This is a genomic window from Pseudomonas sp. UBA1879 (assembly GCF_002338065.1).
In the GTDB taxonomy this organism is placed as follows: Bacteria; Pseudomonadota; Gammaproteobacteria; order Pseudomonadales; family Pseudomonadaceae; genus Aquipseudomonas.
This window is the reverse complement of record NZ_DDHJ01000018.1, coordinates 174,368-193,828: the sequence shown is the minus strand read 5'-3', so window position 1 is coordinate 193,828 and position 19,461 is coordinate 174,368. Positions and strand designations below refer to the sequence as shown.

17 protein-coding genes are annotated in these 19,461 nt (G+C 61.0%); 4 read left to right on the top strand and 13 right to left on the bottom strand.

Annotated features, from left to right (window positions below; genetic code table 11):
* Positions 1-171: 171 nt before the first annotated feature.
* On the top strand, positions 172-618 hold the full coding sequence (locus B3N48_RS21100) for a hypothetical protein (protein ID WP_296187119.1): 447 nt from the start codon (positions 172-174) through the stop codon (positions 616-618).
* A 198-nt stretch (positions 619-816) separates the two neighbouring features.
* Here B3N48_RS21100 and B3N48_RS21095 read toward each other — a convergent pair whose 3' ends face one another.
* Together B3N48_RS21095 and yghU are read right to left on the bottom strand one after the other, a co-directional pair.
* The gene (locus tag B3N48_RS21095) at positions 817-3,018 is read right to left on the bottom strand and encodes an OsmC domain/YcaO domain-containing protein (protein WP_296187118.1); all 2,202 of its coding nucleotides are present in this window, start codon (positions 3,016-3,018) and stop codon (positions 817-819) included.
* Positions 3,019-3,195: 177 nt separating this feature from the next.
* Positions 3,196-4,035 (bottom strand): glutathione-dependent disulfide-bond oxidoreductase, encoded by an 840-nt coding sequence (gene yghU, locus B3N48_RS21090; protein ID WP_296187117.1) that lies wholly within the window; start codon positions 4,033-4,035, stop codon positions 3,196-3,198.
* Positions 4,036-4,237: 202 nt separating this feature from the next.
* On the opposite strand from yghU, the gene B3N48_RS21085 reads away from it, so the two are divergent.
* On the top strand, positions 4,238-4,657 hold the full coding sequence (locus B3N48_RS21085) for an NUDIX hydrolase (protein WP_296187116.1): 420 nt from the start codon (positions 4,238-4,240) through the stop codon (positions 4,655-4,657).
* Positions 4,658-4,674: 17 nt separating this feature from the next.
* On the opposite strand, the gene B3N48_RS21080 is transcribed toward B3N48_RS21085, so the two are convergent.
* The 4 genes from B3N48_RS21080 to B3N48_RS21065 all read right to left on the bottom strand — a co-directional run bounded on the left by B3N48_RS21080 (position 4,675) and on the right by B3N48_RS21065 (position 9,808).
* Positions 4,675-6,894 (bottom strand): bifunctional diguanylate cyclase/phosphodiesterase, encoded by a 2,220-nt coding sequence (locus tag B3N48_RS21080; protein ID WP_296187115.1) that lies wholly within the window; start codon positions 6,892-6,894, stop codon positions 4,675-4,677.
* 125 nt (positions 6,895-7,019) lie between these two features.
* A complete protein-coding gene (locus B3N48_RS21075; RefSeq protein WP_296187114.1) occupies positions 7,020-7,424 on the bottom strand; it encodes an ester cyclase in 405 nt (134 codons plus the stop codon).
* Between the two features lie 192 nt (positions 7,425-7,616).
* Complete coding sequence (locus tag B3N48_RS21070) at positions 7,617-8,300, bottom strand: ATPase (protein WP_296187113.1); 684 nt, start codon at positions 8,298-8,300, stop codon at positions 7,617-7,619.
* Between the two features lie 173 nt (positions 8,301-8,473).
* A complete protein-coding gene (locus B3N48_RS21065) occupies positions 8,474-9,808 on the bottom strand; it encodes a PLP-dependent aminotransferase family protein (protein WP_296187111.1) in 1,335 nt (444 codons plus the stop codon).
* 84 nt (positions 9,809-9,892) lie between these two features.
* Between B3N48_RS21065 and B3N48_RS21060 the strand changes: the two genes are divergently transcribed.
* Entirely contained in the window at positions 9,893-10,801 is a 909-nt protein-coding gene (locus tag B3N48_RS21060; RefSeq protein ID WP_296187110.1) for a DMT family transporter, read from the top strand.
* A 58-nt stretch (positions 10,802-10,859) separates the two neighbouring features.
* Here B3N48_RS21060 and B3N48_RS21055 read toward each other — a convergent pair whose 3' ends face one another.
* Complete coding sequence (locus B3N48_RS21055) at positions 10,860-11,738, bottom strand: DMT family transporter (RefSeq protein ID WP_296187109.1); 879 nt, start codon at positions 11,736-11,738, stop codon at positions 10,860-10,862.
* An 875-nt stretch (positions 11,739-12,613) separates the two neighbouring features.
* Here B3N48_RS21055 and B3N48_RS21050 point away from each other — a divergent pair.
* Positions 12,614-13,072 carry an REP-associated tyrosine transposase gene (locus B3N48_RS21050; RefSeq protein ID WP_296187108.1) on the top strand — a complete coding sequence of 153 codons (459 nt, stop codon included), beginning with the start codon at positions 12,614-12,616 and terminating at the stop codon, positions 13,070-13,072.
* A 564-nt stretch (positions 13,073-13,636) separates the two neighbouring features.
* Here B3N48_RS21050 and B3N48_RS21045 read toward each other — a convergent pair.
* From B3N48_RS21045 to B3N48_RS21020, 6 genes are all read right to left on the bottom strand, one after another.
* Entirely contained in the window at positions 13,637-14,971 is a 1,335-nt protein-coding gene (locus B3N48_RS21045) for a PQQ-dependent sugar dehydrogenase (protein ID WP_414704270.1), read from the bottom strand.
* A gap of 252 nt (positions 14,972-15,223) precedes the next feature.
* Complete coding sequence (locus B3N48_RS21040) at positions 15,224-16,237, bottom strand: GlxA family transcriptional regulator (RefSeq protein WP_296187106.1); 1,014 nt, start codon at positions 16,235-16,237, stop codon at positions 15,224-15,226.
* 188 nt (positions 16,238-16,425) lie between these two features.
* Positions 16,426-17,178 (bottom strand): GGDEF domain-containing protein, encoded by a 753-nt coding sequence (locus B3N48_RS21035; RefSeq protein WP_296187105.1) that lies wholly within the window; start codon positions 17,176-17,178, stop codon positions 16,426-16,428.
* Between the two features lie 14 nt (positions 17,179-17,192).
* Positions 17,193-17,579 carry a DUF1987 domain-containing protein gene (locus tag B3N48_RS21030; protein ID WP_296187104.1) on the bottom strand — a complete coding sequence of 129 codons (387 nt, stop codon included), beginning with the start codon at positions 17,577-17,579 and terminating at the stop codon, positions 17,193-17,195.
* Positions 17,580-17,597: 18 nt separating this feature from the next.
* On the bottom strand, positions 17,598-18,167 hold the full coding sequence (locus tag B3N48_RS21025; protein WP_296187103.1) for a SiaB family protein kinase: 570 nt from the start codon (positions 18,165-18,167) through the stop codon (positions 17,598-17,600).
* 2 nt (positions 18,168-18,169) lie between these two features.
* Complete coding sequence (locus B3N48_RS21020; RefSeq protein WP_296187101.1) at positions 18,170-19,408, bottom strand: SpoIIE family protein phosphatase; 1,239 nt, start codon at positions 19,406-19,408, stop codon at positions 18,170-18,172.
* Positions 19,409-19,461: the final 53 nt, after the last annotated feature.

The following is a 19,461-nucleotide window of genomic DNA, read 5'->3' as shown; positions in this document are numbered from 1 at the left end:
GACGCCATCGCGGCCGTTGTGCCTCCGGCGGCTCCTACAGGGATCGGGGCGTGTCGATAAACCAGACCTGTCGCAGGATGTGGTGCGACGTGTCGAGGATTCAGCCTTGCTAACGAATCGGCTGCCGTCGTCTGTTCGACGGAACTCCTGCGCCGAACCCTGGCCCTATAGGTGTACGCCTCCGCCATCGAGCGGCGTGAGGCAGGCGCTGGCTTGACGCCGCGCTGCAGAATTCAATCGCTGACAGGTGACGCCGTGAATACATTCCTTCCGCTAGAAAACATAGAAAAAATGGGCCGAAAGGAGCTGGAGGATTTCTACGAAATCTGGCTCACAACGTCCGAAACCTGGCCCCAGGATCCGGAAAGAACGCAACGCAAATGCCTCTGGCGCGCAGAAAGAGAGCTGACCCAAGACGTCGAAATCGACGAAGCTTTTTTCCAGAACTTGCCACGTCTTTGGGTCAAAGTCGCGGATTTGAATGACACCGCAGCCCTCGAAAAAATTCAAAAAGAGCTGGGCACTCATTTCAGCGAAGTGGCCGTGAAGGGTGAATTCTTTCCAGCGGACAAGCCGAAAGTGGCGTGCGAAGACAAGAACACCGACCTCAGAAGCTGATAACAGGTCCCGTGGCAGTCGACCTTCGGCTGCCATTGCAACGCCCTTGCATCCACGAGCGGTGCATTTATGTCATCCAAGCGGCACACCCACATTCCATTTCTATGCCCGACCACTGTACCCGTGAGCAATCTCACGCCTACCGCTACGGCGGCGCATGACTTTCACATCACCCCGCCGACATATCCGCACTGATAGCTACCAGAACGACGCCGCCGTGGCCCGCGCCCCATGCAGCTTTTTATAGCTCTCGACCAGACGCAGGTGCTTGTCCAGGCCTTCGAGTTTCATGCTGGTCGGCGTAAGACCATAAAAGCGCACGCTGCCGTTCACAGAGCCAATCGCCGCGTCCATGCGTTCGTTGCCAAACATGCGACGGAAGTTGGTCTCGTAGTCAGCCAGTTCCAGGTCCTCGTCCAATTCCATTTCCAGTACGACATTGACCGCCTGGTAGAACAGGCCCCGTTCAACGGTGTTGTCGTTGTACTGCAGGAACGCTTCGACCAGGTCCTTGGCCTTTTCGTACTTTTGCAGGGCAAGGTAGATCAGCAGCCTGAGTTCGAGAATCGTCAGTTGGCCCCAATGGGTATTGTCATCGAACTCGATGCCGATCAGCGTGGTGATGTCGGTGTAGTCGTCCAACTCACTGTCTTCCAGACGCTGGGCAAGGCTTCTCAGCCCGACCTTGCTCAGGCTGTGCAGGTTGAGAATGTCGGCGCGGAAGGCCAGGGCCTTGTTGGTGTTGTCCCAGATCAGGTCTTCGATCGGATAGATCTCGGAATAGTCCGGCACCAGGATACGGCAGGCGGTGGCGCCAAGGTCGTCGTAGACCGCCATGTACACCTCCTTGCCCATGTCTTCGAGAATGCCGAACAGCGTCGCGGCCTCTTCGGTATTGGCGTCCGGCCCTTCACTTGAAAAGTCCCACTCCACGAATGCGTAGTCCGCCTTGGCGCTGAAGAAGCGCCACGACACCACGCCGCTGGAGTCGATGAAGTGCTCGACGAAGTTGTTCGGCTCGATCACGGCCTGACCTTCGAAAGTCGGCTGCGGCAAGTCGTTCAGACCTTCGAAACTGCGGCCTTGCAGCAGCTCGGTGAGGCTGCGTTCGAGGGCGATTTCGAAGCTGGGATGAGCGCCGAACGAGGCGAACACGCCGCCGGTGCGGGGGTTCATCAGGGTCACGCACATGACGGGAAATTCACCGCCCAGCGAGGCGTCCTTCACCAACACCGGGAAGCCCTGCGCTTCCAGCCCCTGAATACCCGCCAGGATGCCGGGGTACTGGGCGATGACCTCGTGCGGCACGTCGGGTAGCGCGATTTCGCCTTCGAGGATTTCGCGTTTCACCGCCCGTTCGAAGATTTCCGAGAGGCACTGAACTTGCGCTTCCGCCAGCGTGTTACCCGCACTCATGCCATTGCTGAGGTACAGGTTTTCGATGAGGTTGGAGGGAAAGTACACGGTCTCGCCATCCGACTGTCGCACGAACGGCAGCGACACGATGCCGCGCGAGGTGTTGCCGGAGTTGGTGTCGTACAGGTGCGAGCCGCGCAGGTCGCCGTCGCGGTTGTAAATCTTCAGGCAGTAGTCGTCGAGAATCTCGCCTGGAAGGGCGTCGTCCGGGCCGGGCTTGAACCAGCGCTCGTTCGGGTAATGCACAAAGTCTGCGGCGGCAATGTCCTCGCCCCAGAACTGGTCGTTGTAGAAGAAGTTGCAGTTCAGGCGTTCGATGAACTCGCCTAGCGCCGAAGCGAGCGCGCTCTCTTTGCTGGCGCCTTTGCCGTTGGTGAAACACATCTGCGAGTGGGCATCGCGGATGTGAAGCGACCAGACGTTGGGCACGATGTTGCGCCACGACGCGATTTCGATCTTCATGCCGAGCTGCGCGAGGATGCCGGACATGTTGGCGATGGTCTGTTCTAGCGGCAGGTCCTTCCCGGCGATGAACGTGCTTTCGCCGGACAGGCTCGCTGGCATCAGCAGCGCCTGGGCGTCGGCGTCGAGGTTTTCGACTTCCTCGATCACGAACTCAGGCCCGGCCTGCACCACCTTCTTCACGGTGCAGCGGTCGATGGAACGCAGAATGCCCAAGCGATCCTTTTCGGAAATGTCGGCGGGCAATTCGACCTGAATCTTGAAAATCTGGCTGTAACGGTTTTCAGGGTCAACGATGTTGTTTTGCGAGAGGCGGATGTTGTCCGTAGGAATGTTGCGCGTCTGGCAGTACAGCTTCACGAAATACGCCGCGCACAAGGCCGACGACGCCAGGAAGTAATCGAACGGACCGGGTGCCGAGCCGTCGCCTTTATAGCGGATGGGCTGATCGGCGATCACCGTGAAGTCGTCGAACTTGGCCTCCAGGCGGAGGTTGTCGAGAAAGTTGACCTTGATTTCCATGGGCGTTTACCAGCAGCGAAAAACGGAATGGCGGCCATTATCCGGGTTTTGCGCCGGAAGTCTTGTGTGGAGGCTGATCGTGAGCGCGGATGGGCGTCGGCGCGACTCGGAAGGTCTGACCGAAGTGGACGCGCGCCTCGCCCGAAAGCGTACAGGAGAGGCGCCGCGTACCTTTTCTCAGGCGATATCCGCCGCCGAGTGCCGCTCGGGCACTTGTTGGTCTTCATCGCCCCAAGTGCGGTTGACCCGCAGGCCGCGCACGACCGCCGGGCGGTTGGCGATGGTTTCGGCCCAGCGCTGGACATGGGTGTATTCGTGGGCCGCAAGGAATTCGGCGGCGTTGTACACCGTGCCGCGCACCAACTGGCCGTACCACGACCACACAGCAATGTCGGCGATGCTGTAGTCCTTGCCGCCCAGGTAAGGACTTTCAGCCAGGCGACGGTCCAGCACGTCCAGCTGTCGCTTGGTTTCCATGGTGAAGCGGTTGATCGCGTATTCGTTCTTTTCCGGCGCGTAGACGTAGAAATGCCCGAATCCGCCGCCGACGTAAGGCGCCGAACCCATCTGCCAAAACAGCCAGTTCAGGGTTTCTGCGCGGCCTGCCGGATCGGTCGGCAGCAACGCACCGAATTTCTCCGCGAGGTACAGCAGGATCGAACCGGACTCGAACACGCGCACCGGCGGCTCTACGCTGCGATCGAGCAAGGCCGGAATTTTGGAGTTGGGATTGATGTCGACGAAACCGCTGGAGAACTGATCGCCCTCGCCGATGCGGATCAACCAGGCATCGTATTCGGCGTCGGACTTGCCCAAAGCCAGCAGCTCTTCGAGCATGATGGTGACTTTCACGCCGTTCGGCGTGGCCAGCGAATACAGTTGCAGCGGGTGCTTGCCCACTGGCAGGACCTTCTCGTGGGTCGGACCGGCCACCGGGCGATTGGTTTTCGAGAACTGGCCGCCAGATTCGGCGTCGTTTTTCCAGACCTTGGGCGGTACGTATGCTGCTTTCGTCATGAAACTGACCTCTGAAGTGAGTCGCTACGAAGGATCCAGGGCAGCGCCGCCGAGCAGGCTGCGAGCCTTGACCAGACCGGGCATGAAGAAGAGACGGTGCAGGGTATGCGGATACCTTGGGGCGGCTCAAGGACATTTCAATCGCAACGTCTTGGCTTTAATCTGACAACTCTTCCCTGCCAGCGCCGAGACCCGGAACGCCATGCCCACCCTCTTTTCCGGCGCCAAGATCGCCGTGCTGTGCGATGGCCGCCTGCTGACTTACCTGCGCGACGACCTTCCCACGATCCCCTGGCCCGGCCTGTGGGATCTCCCGGGCGGAGGCCGGGAAGACGCCGAAACCCCATTGCAATGCGCGCTGCGGGAAACCCGTGAAGAGTTCGGCGTGAGCCTCGATCCGGCGTGGATCGTCTGGGAGCGGGCGTACGCGGGCCAGGGCATGAACGGCCTCGACACTTGGTTTTACGTCGCAGAAGTGCCGGTAGGTACGTTTGATCAGGTGGTGTTCGGCGATGAAGGCCAGCGCTGGATGGTCAGCTCAGTCGAGGCCTTTCTGGCCATGCCCGACGCTATTCCGCACTTACAGCAGCGGTTGCGCGACTTCTTGAGCGCGCATCCCTGACCTGTCACCCGGCACGATCAGTCGGCCAGCCGCGAGACATCCTTGGCGAACAACGCCGCCAACGCCTCCGACGGCACCGCCCTGCTGAAATGAAAACCCTGCACCTCGTCACAGGGGTGCCGTTGCAGGCACTCCAGTTGCTCCCGTGTTTCGACGCCTTCGGCCGTGACGGTCATGCCCAGCGAACGCCCCAGATCGATCATCGCCTGCACGATGGCTTGATCATTGCCACGCTCGGTCATGTGGGAAATGAAACTGCGGTCGATCTTGATGCCGTCCAAGGGGTATTTGCGCAGGTACGCCAATGACGAGAATCCGGTGCCGAAATCATCCAGGCTCAGTCGCACACCCAAGGCTCGCAACGCCGTCAGCGTCGCCGGCGCGGCATGGGCGTGATCGAGCAACACGCGCTCGGTGATTTCCAGTTCCAGACGGCTGGCCGGCAGACCGCTGCTGCGCAACGCCTCCATCACCGTGGCGACCACATCTTCGTTCTCCGCCAATTGTCCCGGCGACAGGTTGACCGACAGGCCGATGCCTTCGGGCCAAGTCATCGCCTCGCGGCATGCGGTGTTCAACACCCATTGGCCCAGCGGTTGAATCAGACCGGTTTCTTCGGCCAGGCCGATAAAGGTGTCCGGCGGCAATAAACCGCGCTCAGGATGCTGCCACCGCACCAGCGCTTCGAAACTGCGCAACGACCCGCCGAGGGTGGCGTAGCGTGGCTGGTAGTGCAGGCGCAACTGGCCGTCCTGCAGCGCCTGGCGCAACTCCTGTTCCAGCTGCCGACGCGCCACCAGTTGGGTTTTCATGCCGTCATCGTAGAAACACCAGGTATTGCGACCCGCGCCCTTGGCCTGATACAGCGCAATGTCGCCGGTGCTCAACAGCTCTGCGGCGCTGCGCGCGTCCTTGGGCGCCTGGGCGATGCCGATACTGGTGCCGATGAACACCGTCTGGCCCTCGACTTCCAATGGCCGACACAGGTCATCGATCAACTGCCCGCACCGCGCGACAATGTCATCTCTCCCCGTTTCCCCCACTAGCACCACGATGAACTCGTCACCCCCCAGTCGCGCCACCAGGCCATTGGGCGACGCGTGACTGCGCAAACGTTGGGCGACCTCCTGCAACACACGGTCGCCGATGGCGTGACCCAAGGCATCGTTGATCGGCTTGAAACGGTCCAGGTCCAGGCTCAACACGGTCAATGGTGTGGGAGACGCGCGGCCCAGATGCTCGTCAAGAAATTGATGCAGGCGCAGGCGGTTCGACAACCCGGTCAGCGAGTCATGCAACGACAGCTGACGGAAGCGCTGCTCGCTGCTGCTCAATTCCCGCTGACTGGCGTGCAGCGCCTCGAGCTGATCGTCAATCTGCCGCGCCGAGGTCAGGGCGTAACGCACCAGCATGGCCAGCACGACCGCCAGCACCAAGACCCCGGAAATAAACAGCGGGAGGGTTTTTTGAAGCAGGTCCATTCCTGGTTTCGGAGGCACCCAGCCCAACTCGATGGTGGAGCCAAGCAGCGGCATCTGGTCGTAGCCGTCCCTTGGCCCCGACGATACCGAGATAGTGGGCAGCCCATACGTGTCGCTGAGGTGGGTCAATTTGGCAGGGTCGAGAATGGTCACGAACATCATCACCGACATCGGGCCGGGCACTGGCTCGATCATCGGGTCCGACGCCGGGCTGATGGTCGCCGCCGCCACCAGCGCCGGTACGCCGCCGACCTTGAACGCACGCACCAGTCCGTCGTTTTCCTGAGTGGACAGTCGGGTATCGGCGACCAGCGCGCTCAAGTCCCCTTCCAGCCAGTCGCTGGCCTGCATCATTGAAGGCTTGCCATCGATCACGGCGTAGCGCGTCTGGTCCTTGGCATCGATGACCAGCACCCCGTTGTAACCGTACAACTCGTAAGGAATGGGACCCACGTTGCGCTGCTCGTCCGCCCACGTTTTGTCCACCGTCATGTGCAGGTGTTTGTAGGCTTCGCCCCATTTGGCGTAGTTGATGATGTTGCGTGCGACTTCATTGCGAACCTGATCCAGCGTGCGCGAGATGAACGTACGCGAGCGCTGCTGCACGTCGCGATCCTGGTTCAGCGCGTTCTGCACCAACAGGTAGCCGCTGAGGCCGATCAGTAGCAACAATGCACAGATCGCCGGAAAGAGGCGCAGGATCAGTTGGCGGCTGCGGCGAGTCGCGGCCCAGCCGGCCAGTGTGGGTTTGAACATGCAGACACCTGAATGCATCGACGGTAGCGATCGCGCTCGTCTGGACCGGCCGTCAGCAAGACGCTGAGGTCGATCAATGATTGCGATTGGCTATCGTAACCGGCTGTTTATGCAGGAGCTAGCGGTCATTCGGCGAAGCGTCGGTCAACTTGTGCTTGCACGGCAGCCTTGTCGATGACCGAATACACGTTGCGGATGCGCCCGTCGCTGAATTCGTAGAACACGTTCTCGGTGAACTGGACACGCTGACCGTTGACGGCCACACCAAACAGGTCGCCCACCGGCGTACAGTCAAAACGCAGGCGGGCCGCGACGTGCGGCGGATCGGCCAGCAGCAGGTCGATCCCGAAGTGCAGATCGGGAATGGCGCGAAAATCGTTTTCCAACATCCGTTGGTATCCCGTTAGCCCGATGCGTTGGCCGTTGTAATGCACCTCTTCATCGACAAACCGGCCAAGATTGGACCAGTCCTGACGATTCAGGCAATCGATGTAGCGCCGGTACAGGCTGAGGATCTCGGGTTCAGACATGAGAAGCGCCCTTTTTCATCGCTGCGGTCGCAGCCTTCGAAGATTAGGGCGCACTCGATTCGGGTTAGTTCACTGCGACGCAGCACAAGTGCCGTCGTGGGCGTTGCTCACAAACGCCTATAGGCCTAATGCAGAGCGCAGAGGGGGAATCGATGCGCGTTCAGGGTGCTGTTTTTGGAGGGTGCGGGCAGTTCAGTTCCCCGCCACCTGCGCCATTTCACCCGATGTCACAAGCGCCTTGAGCGAAGCATCGAACTGTTTGAGCGCATGGACCTGCAACTCGCGCTGTTGATCGATCTGCGCGGCGACTTCCGGCGCGGCTTTATCGTGAACCCACACCGAGGTCAGCTCCTTCGCGCCCAGACCTTCGGCTTTGCCGATGTATTGCAGGTTGGAATCGTAGAACTTGGCCACAAACCGTGCTTCCACTTTGCTATTACGCTGGGTCAGCAGTTGGTTGTAGGTGTCGAGCATCACCACCACATCCGGGCGCGCCTGCATCAGGGCATCCAGATTCTCGTATACCGTGACCGACGCAAATTCTTTGGCAATCGATGCCTTCAACCAGTCAATGGCCAGTTTCGGATCGGAACTGTTGACGAAGGCTGCACGGATACGCGAGTCAAGCGCGCCATTCTTCACCCCCTTCAATGCGACGGCGTGATAGCGCTCAAGGTACTCAAGGGTGCTGACAGTGTTTTCACTGTAGAGAACGCCCACCGACTGGGACTTTCTCAGGCCGATGTTACTGTCGGCCATTGGCACGAACTGGCAGGCATGTTCGCCGACGACCGTTGCGGCGGCATAAACAGGCGCTGTGGCAGCCAAACTACCTGCAAGGACGGCGACAAGTGTCAACAGGGAAGAAATTTTCATCGCGGGTGTCCTTCAACGCCAATTCGGTATGGCTCTATCCTGCTCCTTTGCGGAAAAAAAAGAACTTCCGTTTGATGATGTTCACTATCGATTTCAGCAATGGTAGACGAACGGAAAAAGTCTTTTACGTTTAACGAATAAAACAACTAGCGCCTATGCTTATTGGGACTAATTTAATAAGCAAAGTTGGCGATAACTTGCCGAACTTTGTTCAACGCCTGGTGTAATGCGCCTGGTTCAACGGAACCCAATGCCAGGCGTATCGCATGGGGTACCGGGTGGGCGATGGCGAAGGGTTCGGCGGTGGACACCGCGACATTCATCGACAGCAGTGCCATCGCGAGTTGATCAGCTCTTACCTCTTCGGGCAGGGGCAACCACAGAAAATACGACGCGGGGTGGCCGATGACCTTCAGCCCGTTCAACGATTTTCGGGCCAACGCCTGTCGTTTCCTTGCATCCATGCGTTTTTCGGCTTCAAGCCGCAGGACGGTGCCGTCTTCGATCCAGCCACAGACGAGCGCAGTCATCACTCCCGGCGTGTTCCAGGTGGTCGCCCGAATGGTGCGTTCGATCGCCGGCACCCACTGCAACGGCGCGACCACGAAACCCACCCGCAGGCCGGTGGCGATGTTTTTCGAAAAGCCCGATACGTAGACCGTCAGCTCGGGCGCCAGCGCTCGCAGCGGCAATGGAGGCGCATCGGCGAGAAAGGCATAAGCGGCGTCTTCGATCAGCAGCAGGCCATGGGTTCGCGCGATGTTCACCAGACGCTCACGCCATGGCAGGTCCATGACCCAGCCCATAGGATTGTGCAGGGTCGGCATGGCATACACCGCCTTGACGCGCCGCTTGCGGCAGAGCCCTTCCAGCGCTTCCAGATCAGGGCCTGCTTCGCTCAGCGGTATCGGCACCAGCTCTAGCCGATGGGCGTCGGCGATCACCTTGAAACCCGAATAGGTCAGCGCATCCACCGCCACCACGTCTCCCGGTTTGAGCAAGCCCATCACCGTCGCGGCGAGCCCGTGTTGCGCGCCGCTGACGATCAGCACTTCCTCGGCCTCGACCTGCAAACCGCGGGTCGTCAGATGCCGGGCAATGCAGGCCCGCTCGTGCCCCCTTCCCGCGTGGGGCTGGTAACGCAGCAGCGCTTCCAGATCTCCCGACAACGCCAACTGCCGAAGTCCGGTGCGCAGCAGTTCCGCCTGCTCGGGCAATGCCGGGTAGTTGAAATTTAGGTCCAGAACACCCGCCGCGGCCGCCTGTTGATCGACGCCGTGACTCAGTGGCAGCGCAATTTCGCGAACGAAAGTGCCGCGCCCCGTTTCGCCGCTGATCAGGCCCATCGCCTCCAGCTCCGCATACACCCGCGACGCCGTGACCAGCGCCAGCCCTTCCTGCTCGGCCAATTGGCGGTGGGTCGGCAAACGCGTGCCCGGTGGCAAGGCGCCCGAAGCGATGTCGCTGGCGAAGGTGTCGACGAGGGTTTTGTAGCGGGCGCGAGGCATGAGCTGTATCCATGACAATTTTTTGATTGTCCTGATACTGCCTTTTAGGATGAGCCGACTGCAACCTAGTACCGGAGGGTCGACATGGAACACGCCTCGAAACTGCAACACCGAAACCCTGTAAAAACCTCCAGCGGTTGGCTCAACGGGCTGATTGGCGTGGTCATTTTCAGCGGCTCGCTGCCTGCGACACGCATTGCCGTCCAGGAAATCGGCCCGGTGTTCCTGACCGTCGCACGCGCCTCGATCGCCGGGGCCGTGGCACTGTGCATCGTGCTGCTACTCAGGGAACGGCGTCCGGCGCCCCATCACGTCCTGCCGCTGTGCATCGTGGCGCTGGGGGTGGTGCTCGGTTTCCCGCTGCTCACAGCGATGGCGCTGCAGTACGTGACTTCCGCGCACTCCATCGTCTTCGTCGGCCTGTTGCCGTTGGCGACGGCGGTGTTCGCCGTGCTGCGGGGCGGCGAACGGCCCAAGCCTGCGTTCTGGCTGTTTTCGGTACTCGGCAGTGCACTGGTGGTCGGGTTTGCCGTGTCTCAGGGGCTGTCTGATGGACTGATGGCCTCGCCTGTCGGCGACTGCCTGATGCTGCTGGCGATCCTCGCGTGCGGGTTGGGCTATGCCGAAGGTGCGAAAGTCTCCCGGACGCTGGGCGGTTGGCAGGTGATCTGCTGGGCGCTGGTGATTTCGCTGCCGGTGATGCTCGTACTGACCGCGTTCACCGCCCCGCCCACCCTCGCCCACCTCAGTTGGCCGGCATGGCTGAGCCTGGCTTACGTCTCATTGTTCAGCATGCTGATCGGCTTTGTGTTCTGGTACCGCGGGCTGGTGCAAGGCGGGATTGCGGCCGTGGGGCAGTTGCAACTGCTGCAACCGTTTTTCGGGCTGGCACTGGCGGCCACACTGCTTCATGAACAGGTCAGCCCCGGGATGATCGGCGTGACGCTCGCGGTGATTGCGTGCGTGGCAGCGGCGCGCCGGTTCTCGAGTTAGCCGCGCCGGTTTTCGCGTTAGCCGCGCCGGTTTTCCCGGTAATCGCTCCGGTTCTGGTTCAGCTGGACAGCGCCGCGGCCGTACGCCTGCCGTACACCAGCAGGCCGCTGAAGCAAATCAACGCCATGCCTGCCGCTGAAAAAAGCGCGGGGTAATTGCCGAAGAACAGCACCCCATAGAGGGTGGCGAACACGATCTGCAGATAACCCAATGGCGCAAGCACCGAGGACGAGGCGTAGCGGTAGGATTTCGAGATCAGAAAATGCGCCGACAGCCCAAGGCTGCCCAACACCAGCAGCATCAGCCACTGCGACAGGCTTGGGCTCACCCAAAAGAACGGCACCGCCAGGCTCAGCAGCGCGGTGCTGAACACACCGACATAGAAGCTGCACACCGACGGGCTGTCCGACTCCCCCGCCAGTTGCGTCAACAACTGGTACACCGCAAAGCAAAACGCGCACGCCACCGGAAACAGCATCCACAACGAAAACGCGTCACTGGCCGGGTTGATGACCACTAGCACGCCAATGAACCCGACGATCACCGACACCCACTGCAGGCGGTCCGCGCGAATGCCGAACAGCAGCGGCGAAAGGATCGTGACAAAGGCAGGCGCCAGGAAAACCAGGGCGGTTGATTCGGCCAAGGGCACATGGATCAGGCCAAACAGAAAGGTCAGGCTGTCGCCCAGCAGGAACACGGCCCGGAGCAAGTGCAGCCACGGACGTTTGGTGTGAAACGCCGCCCGGCTTTTTTCCCGGATGATCACGCTGGTGACCAACAGGGTGTGGATCAGATAGCGCGCCCACGCCACGAAAATGACCGGAAGGACGAAGATCAGGCTTTTGGACAGCGCATCGTGGGTGGCGAACACGAACGCCACGCCCACCATCAGCCACATGCCGATCACGTGGCTGGAACGGGTTGAAACAGTCATCGAACCGCCGGACAGTCTAAGAGGTGTGCAGGAATGCCCGGAAGTACACCATAGATGATGGGGCGGTCCAAGCTGCCTGCCGCCCGCAAGAGGCCCAATGTCGGTCACAGACCTCAAGCACGGCAACCTCTCCATTGCAGGAGGCGGCTTGCTGCGGGCAGCGATCGGACGAGTGCTGAGTGTCAGTCAACATCTTCAGCACTGACTTACTGCATTCGCCAGCAAGCCGGCTCCCACGAATGCGACGTCGGTGCAGGTTTTATGACCTATGCATGACCCTTGTGGGAAAGAAGCCGGCTCGCTGGCGAATGCCGTTCGCCAGCAAGCATCGAATCTCCCACAAATGAGGCAAGTGGCGCAGTCGTGCTTCTGGCCGAGGGCCGTGGGAGCCAGCTCGCTGGCGAAGGCGGTTCGCCAGCGAGCATCGAATCTCCCACAAATGAGGCGAGCGGCTCAGTCGTGCTTCTGGCCGACGGCCGTGGGAGCCGGCTCGCTGGCGAAGGCGGTTCGCCAGCGAGCATCGAATCTCCCACAGATGAAGCGAGCGGCGCAGTCGTACATCTGGCCGAAGGCCGTGGGAGTTGGCTTGCTGGCGAAGGCGGTGTGCCAGCGAGCATCGAATCTCCCACAGATGAAGCGAGTGGCGCAGTCGTACATCTGGCCGAAGGCCGTGGGAGCCGGCTTGCTGGCGAAGGCGGTGTGCCAGCGAGCATCGAATCTCCCACAAATGAGGCGAGTGGCGCAGTCGTGCTTCTGGCCGAAGGCCGTGGGAGCCGGCTTGCTGGCGAAGGCGGTTTACGATTTGACCCATATGTTGGAAACGCTCGTTCTATCAGCCCGCTAGCCTTTCTCTTTTATAAGCTGAGGGGCATAGGATGAAGGGGCTCGCTAAATCCAGGCGATTACGATCAGGTCGCTATTCTCAACGCGGTCAGATTTATCTGATCACGGCTGCCACTCACAACCGTCAGCCATTTTTTGACGAGTTTTCACGAGGGCCTCTGCTCGCACACCAGTTCCGCCAGACGCAAGAGGACGGTTGGGCAAACGCTCTATGCTGGGTTGTGATGCCAGACCATTTCCATTGGCTGATCGAACTGGGTGATTGTGAGTTGCAAGCGTTAGTCCTGACAGTCAAATCGCGCACTGCACGAAGTGTGAATGCCGTTCTGGGCCGAACCGGTCAGTTCTGGCAGCGGAGCTTCCATGACCGGGCGATCCGGCGCGAGGAGGATGTACAGGCCGTCGCGCGCTACATCATCGCGAACCCCATCCGTGCGGGATTAGTCAAGCGGGTCCATGACTATCCATTGTGGGACGCCATATGGGTCTGAGTCGGGGTAGTTGTAACTGGCCAAAGACCGTGGCAGCCGGCCTGCTGCGCCGTGATCGATCAAAAACGTCGTGCCAGGCAGCTCATCCTTGACTGACTCAGCGCTTTCGCCAGCAAGCCGGCTCCCACAGGTACGACGCGGGTCTCAGGTTTTATGACCTATGCCTGGCACCGTGGGAGCCGCATGGGCGCGGACCGCGATCGATCAAAAACGTCGCGTCAGGCAGCTCATCCTCGACTGACTCAGCGCGTTCGCCAGCAAGCCGGCTCCCACAGGTACGACGCGGGTCGCAGGTTTTATGACCTATGCCTGGCACCGTGGGAGCCGCATGGGCGCGGACCGCGATCGATCAAAAACGTCGCGTCAGGCAGCTCATCCTCGACTGACTCAGCGCTTTCGCCAGCAAGCCGGCTCCCACAGGTAAGACGCGGGTCGCAGGTTTTATGACCTATGCCTGGCGCCGTGGGAGCCGTGTGGGTGCGGACCGCGCTGTTGGCCAGCCAACATAGAATCACCCACAGGGTTCGATGGCGAGGCCGCGATTCAGTCCTGGCGAGCCTCGCGTTAGCGGGCGCGGCTCACCCGCCACACTTTATTGCCCACATCATCCGCCACCAGCAACGCGCCTTGCTGGTCCAGGATCACGCCGACCGGACGGCCCTGAGCCTCGCCATCGGCATTCAGGAACCCGCTCAGAAAGTCGATAGGCATGCCCGATGGTTTGCCGTTGTCGAAGCTGATGAATACAACCTTGTAGCCCGACTGTGGGTTGCGATTCCAGGACCCGTGTTCACCGAGGAATACTCCGTTGGAGAATTTTTCCGGCATGCCTTTCGAGCTGGAGTAGGTCAGGCCCAATGGCGCGACGTGGGTGCCGAGGGCGTAATCCGGGGCGATGGCCTTGGCGACCATGTCCGGACGTGGCGGCTGGACACGGACGTCGACATGGCCGCCGTAATAACTCCACGGCCAGCCGTAGAACGCGCCGTCCTTCACCGAGGTCAGGTAATCAGGCACCAGGTCGCTGCCGATTTCGTCACGCTCGTTGACGACGGTCCACAGCTCGGTACTGCCGGGCTTCCAGATCAGACCGTTGGGGTTGCGCAGGCCGCTGGCGAACAGGCGCTTCTGGCCGGTCTTGGCGTCCACTTCCCAGATCGCCGCACGACCCTCTTCCGCTTCCAGACCGTTTTCGCCGACGTTGCTGTTGGAACCTACCGTAACGTACAGCTTGCTGCCGTCGGCGCTGGCCAGAATGTTTTTGGTCCAGTGATGGTTCAGTCCAGCCGGCAAGTCAGTCACCTTCACCGGCGTGGCCTTGATTTCGGTCTGGCCTTCGGTATAGGGGACTTTTACCACCGCGTCGGCGTTGGCGATGAACAACTCGTTACCTACCAGCGCCATCCCATACGGCGACGTCAGGCCGCTGATGAAGACCGTGTGCACTTCGGCCTTGCCGTCCCCGTCTGCGTCCCGCAGCAAAGTGATGCGGTTAGCACTCGGCGCCTCTGCCCCCGCGCGGTCCATGACAATGCCGGTGGCTTTACGCTTGGCCCACGCCAGCAACCCGCTGCCGCCGTCTTTGGAGCCTTCAGGTTTCGGCGGTGTGTTGCTCTCCGCGACCAACACATCGCCGTTCGGCAGTTTGTACAACCAACGCGGGTGCTGAAGGTTGTCGGCCAGGGCTTGCACCTTGAAGCCGTCGACGACCTTGGGCGTGTCGCCTTCTTTCCAGCCCACCGCTTTCGACACTTTGAGCGTCGGAATCACGCTGGTGGTCGGCTCCGGCAGCTGCGGGTTAGGCCCGACACCCGCCTGGAACGGCAACTTGGAATTCTCTCCACAGGCGCTCAACAGCGCCGCTGTGGTCATCAGCAGTACAAAGCGTTGCGACGGCATCATGATTTGAACCTCTTGGCGGCCATCCATGGGCCGATGTGGGATTGAGCGAAGTATCGCCTTGTCGCCCGGCACCCAACAGATCGGGGGCCACAAATGAGATTTGTCCTTCAGGCACGAATCAACGGACCGCGCCAAAGACTCAAGGGTTCCGTTCAGTGCCCGGTTGCCGCCCCTTCCCGGTTCACTGCCCTGATGATCGCACCCGCGCGCAGGGTTCAGATCATCCGGCGGCAGCGCGCCATGCAAGGCTCACTTCACCAACCGCTTCTCCTTCGAAGGCCGGTAGCCGAAGTACGCGCTGTAACACTTGCTGAAGTGGCTGGGCGAGACGAAGCCGCAGGCCACCAGCACTTCCACTTGCGACAGTTCGGTGTGCTGCAGCAGGCGGCGGGCTTCGGTGATGCGCAGTTCGAGGTAGTAGCGTTGCGGGGTGGTGCCCAGTTGCTCCTTGAACAGCCGCTCGATCTGTCGCCGTGAACGTCCCGCGTAGACGGCCAGTTGTTCCATTTCCAGCGGCTCTTCGAGGTTAGCGTCCATGAGCTTGACGACTTCCTTGAGCGGTGCGCTGACGGAGATGTGCGGGCTGGGTTTGATCCGCCGATAGCGCGACTCTTCGAACGAGAGGATGTCTTCGATGCCTTCCACCAGCGCCTTGTCGTGCAACGCCTTGATCCACTCCAACGCCATGTGAAACGCCCCGGACGGGCTGGACGCGGTGAGCCGCTGGCGGTCGACGACGAAGGGTTCGCTGGTGACGTGGGTGACCTTGGAGATTTCTGCCAGCGCCGGGCGATGCTCAGGGTGAATCGCACAGTGGTAGCCTTCCAGCAGACCCGCGGCGCCGAGAAACCAGGCGCCATTCCACAGGCCCGCCAGGGTCAGGCCAAGGTCAGCCGCTGTGACCAGCAGGCTGTTTAGCGCTTCGATCACCTTGAGTTCGGTGCGATAGCCGCCGCAGATTACCAACAGATCCAGATCCTTGAGCGCCGACAGTTCGAGGCGCGCGTCAGGGCGGATGACCAGGCCCAGATCGCTGGTGACCTCGCCGTCCTGCAGACCGAAGGTGCGCGATGAAAACAGCTTCGGGCGCAGCAGGTTGGCGGTGACCAGGGTGTCGAGGAACTGGGTGAAGGCTGGCAGGGAGAAATGTTCGAGCAGCAGAAAGCCCGCCCGGGTGGTCGCAGAGGGTGTCTTTTTAGGGTCGTCCAGATAACGAAGGTTCTTGCCCTTCATGCCCCCACTGAACTCTCGTCTTTCGCTCAACGCTGGCCTCTTCGCTCGAAAACGGCGCCCGGACCCGGTCGCCGTGCACGTGGCGACGCCGGGTTTCACGCCGTCGGATTCGCCAACTTAGTCACGGCCCGGGCGCTTCACCCGTAGAGAGTACCGATCAAACGCGACTGCCGGTAGAGGCCGCCTTGCGTCAGATCCTGTTGAACGTCGAATATCGACTACGCCTCGCCCGCCACTTCCACACGGTTTCGGCCTTGGCGCTTGGCGTGATACAGCGCGGTGTCCGCCAGCCCGTAGGCGGTGTCGAAGCAGGTGCCTACCGGATTGGCGCTGACGCCAAAACTGGCCGTGATGACGCGACTGACCGGGGGGCCGAAGACGTGTTCCGCCACGGCCTGGCGCATGGCTTCTGCCAGTTCGACGCCCTCCGCCAGATGGCCGCCGGGAATCAGCACGGTGAACTCTTCCCCACCGACCCGGCCAATGGCGCCTTTATCGCCTACGATCCGCCGCAGGCACTCGACGATGCCCTGAATGACAGCATCGCCTGCCGGGTGACCGAACGCGTCATTGACCTGCTTGAAGTGATCGATGTCGAGCACGATCATCACCGCTCCGGTGCCCAACAGCGTCTGTGCGGCCATGTCGATGATGGCGCCGCGGTTCAGCACCCCCGTGAGCGCATCGTGGGTCGCACGGTATTCGAGCTGACGGGCCAGGGTCTGCAACTGCGCGTTGAGCGCATTCATCTCGCGTTCCGCCCGATCGCTGCGGCCGATCAGACGACGGGTCTCGCGCATCAGGCGCTCGTAGTGGGAGGCCAGCCCCGACAAGGACCGGCGATAGACGTCGGCGTCGGCATGGGACAGCGCCAGGATCGCGCGGACCTGTTCAAGCGCCTCGGCCTCGCTTTTGAACAGGTCCGGAGCCACTGGACTGGAGGGGTCACGCGACGCGATAGAGGCTGCCATGTCCACGAACCTCTTCACGTCGTGATCGGACGGTCGTTGAAAACGATCGAGGTGAAGTCGGCTTTCAGTTCCTCACCAAATTCGAAAATGGTCTCGTCCTCTTCATCGTAATACCAGTTCACTTCGATACCGTTGCCGTCTTCGGCGGATTGGTCCAGGGCATCGAAAATGCTGAACAGCATCTTGGTACTGGAACTGTTGAAGTACGCCAGCGCGATGTTGGCGGTAACCGCCGCCCCCTGCCTGGTTGCAAGATAGGCGCGCAGTTGCTCCACGATGGGGGCATAAAAGGCCGCTGCGTTTTCCGGGTATGACTCGCCTTTCATCGACAGAAGATTCTGGTCGAAACGAAAGTCGATCTCCGGCGAGGTGGCCGTTGCTGCGATGTAGACGTTATCCATGGCTAGGCGTCGCTCAATTCAGATAGTGGCTTTAAGGCAAAACAGCGTCGTGTCCGGGTCGTCGGCGCGGGGATGAAAATCGAATTCCAGTGGCGCGCTGGCGTCCCGGGCCATGGTCAGAAAACCCAATCCGGCGCCCTTGCTGTCTTCCGGCGTCTCGGCGCGCAAAGTGACTTTGTAGGCCTGCTTGATTTCCTCGATCGACATGCTGCGCAGCGGCTCCAGTTTCTCGCGCAGGCGCTCGGTGTCGGCGGTGGCAATGGGGTTGGCGCACAGCATCTGGTGGCGCTCGCCGTCGGTGCTGATGCACACCGCGCCCTGACGCAGGCCGGACTCGTCTGGGGCCGATCCGCTCAAGGCATCGGACGAATAATGGATGATGTTCTGCGACAGCTCGACGAACGATGAAAACAGCTTGCGCCGCGTCGGCCCGCTGACCCCGGATATCTCCAGTTGCAGCTTCACCACTTCGGCCATCGCCGAGATGATGTGATGGGAGAAATAGCCCATGTGATAGAAAATCACGTTGCGCTGCTGGGCCAGGTCGAAAAACGTGCAGTCCTGCTGGGCGGTCTCTGAGTTGAACATCATCATTCCTGAAGGCGGGCACAGAAGAGGGTCAGGTCATCGCGGCGTGTCTGATCCGCCTGCCACAGCGCCAGCGCCTGTTGCAACGCTTCACAGATGGCTGCCGACGATTCACGGCGGTGTTGCAGGAGGGTGTCGAAGGCCTTGCGCTTGCCGAACGCGATGTGTTTCGGGCCGCCGATCTGATCGACCAGACCATCGGTGGCAATGAACATCAGGCTACCGGGCTGCATCGGCACGGCACTCACCGACCATTGATAATCGAAATCGCTGCCCACATAGCCGACGCCCATGCGTTGCCCGGCGAGCGTCTCCACCTGCCCGGCGTCGGGGTGCAGCACGTGCAGCGCCATGTGGGCGCCGGCGAAATTCAGCACGCGACTGGCGTTGTCGAACCAGAAAAAAGCGGCATCGAGACCGTCATTGGATTCCGGGGTGTCGTCCTGGCCATCGACTTGGCCCAGCAGTTCCTTGACGCTGCGGTTGACGGCCGCCAACAGTTGCGCGGGGTTGCGCGGCCCAAGACGCGCCAACGCTTGCGTCAGGGCCGACGAAGCGATGAGGGTCATGAATGCACCAGGCACGCCATGGCCCGTGCAGTCAGCAATCGCGCCGAACCAGCCGTCCGGGTACGCGCAGAAATGATAGAAATCGCCGCCCACCACATCTCGCGGCTCCCATAACAGCGCCGCATCGCCCAGCGTGGCGGCCAACGTGTCACGCGAAGCGCGCAGCATGGCCCGCTGAATCACGCTGGCGTATTCGATGCTTTGCATCATCTGGCGATTTTTTTCGGCTTGCATGGCGGCCACCACGGCCATCAGTTCGAGGCCGTTACCAAGCCCGGCGAAACGCCCGTTGCGGGTGACGATGAAGCCATCCGCGAGCGCTTTTTCACCGAACTCCACGGTCTTGAAGGTCAAGTCTTCGATGCTCATCTGCGCATCGACGATCAGCGGCTCCTTGTCCATGAAGGCGATGCAACTTTTCTTGTCGTAAAGCTCGCGATGAAAGGGCTTGCTCATCTGCGACAGGAAAATGTTGCGGTTGATCAGGCCGATCGGCCGCTCGCCTTCCAGCACCGCCAGACAGGCACGCTCACGATGGGCACTGAAGATTTCCATGACCCGGTTATTGGTGCTGTCGGACCCGATACCCGGCACTTCATTGCACAGATCACCGGCGCAGCGATGGTCTCTGGGCAACTTCGGCCGAGTGAAAGTGAAGTGTTCTGCCTGCATGCTCGTGGCCACTGCGCGGGACTGAAGCGGGCACCTTAGCAGCGTGATATTAA

Excerpts from the sequence above, each read along its gene's own strand:
- B3N48_RS21095 (WP_296187118.1), bottom strand. The coding sequence starts at position 3,018 with ATGGAAATCAAGGTCAACTTTCTCGACAACCTCCGCCTGGAGGCCAAG.
- yghU (WP_296187117.1), bottom strand. The coding sequence starts at position 4,035 with ATGACGAAAGCAGCATACGTACCGCCCAAGGTCTGGAAAAACGACGCC.
- B3N48_RS21085 (WP_296187116.1), top strand. The coding sequence starts at position 4,238 with ATGCCCACCCTCTTTTCCGGCGCCAAGATCGCCGTGCTGTGCGATGGC.
- B3N48_RS21080 (WP_296187115.1), bottom strand. The coding sequence starts at position 6,894 with ATGTTCAAACCCACACTGGCCGGCTGGGCCGCGACTCGCCGCAGCCGC.
- B3N48_RS21075 (WP_296187114.1), bottom strand. The coding sequence starts at position 7,424 with ATGTCTGAACCCGAGATCCTCAGCCTGTACCGGCGCTACATCGATTGC.
- B3N48_RS21070 (WP_296187113.1), bottom strand. The coding sequence starts at position 8,300 with ATGAAAATTTCTTCCCTGTTGACACTTGTCGCCGTCCTTGCAGGTAGT.
- B3N48_RS21065 (WP_296187111.1), bottom strand. The coding sequence starts at position 9,808 with ATGCCTCGCGCCCGCTACAAAACCCTCGTCGACACCTTCGCCAGCGAC.
- B3N48_RS21060 (WP_296187110.1), top strand. The coding sequence starts at position 9,893 with ATGGAACACGCCTCGAAACTGCAACACCGAAACCCTGTAAAAACCTCC.
- B3N48_RS21055 (WP_296187109.1), bottom strand. The coding sequence starts at position 11,738 with ATGACTGTTTCAACCCGTTCCAGCCACGTGATCGGCATGTGGCTGATG.
- B3N48_RS21050 (WP_296187108.1), top strand. The coding sequence starts at position 12,614 with ATGAAGGGGCTCGCTAAATCCAGGCGATTACGATCAGGTCGCTATTCT.
- B3N48_RS21045 (WP_414704270.1), bottom strand. The coding sequence starts at position 14,971 with ATGCCGTCGCAACGCTTTGTACTGCTGATGACCACAGCGGCGCTGTTG.
- B3N48_RS21035 (WP_296187105.1), bottom strand. The coding sequence starts at position 17,178 with ATGGCAGCCTCTATCGCGTCGCGTGACCCCTCCAGTCCAGTGGCTCCG.
- B3N48_RS21030 (WP_296187104.1), bottom strand. The coding sequence starts at position 17,579 with ATGGATAACGTCTACATCGCAGCAACGGCCACCTCGCCGGAGATCGAC.
- B3N48_RS21025 (WP_296187103.1), bottom strand. The coding sequence starts at position 18,167 with ATGTTCAACTCAGAGACCGCCCAGCAGGACTGCACGTTTTTCGACCTG.
- B3N48_RS21020 (WP_296187101.1), bottom strand. The coding sequence starts at position 19,408 with ATGCAGGCAGAACACTTCACTTTCACTCGGCCGAAGTTGCCCAGAGAC.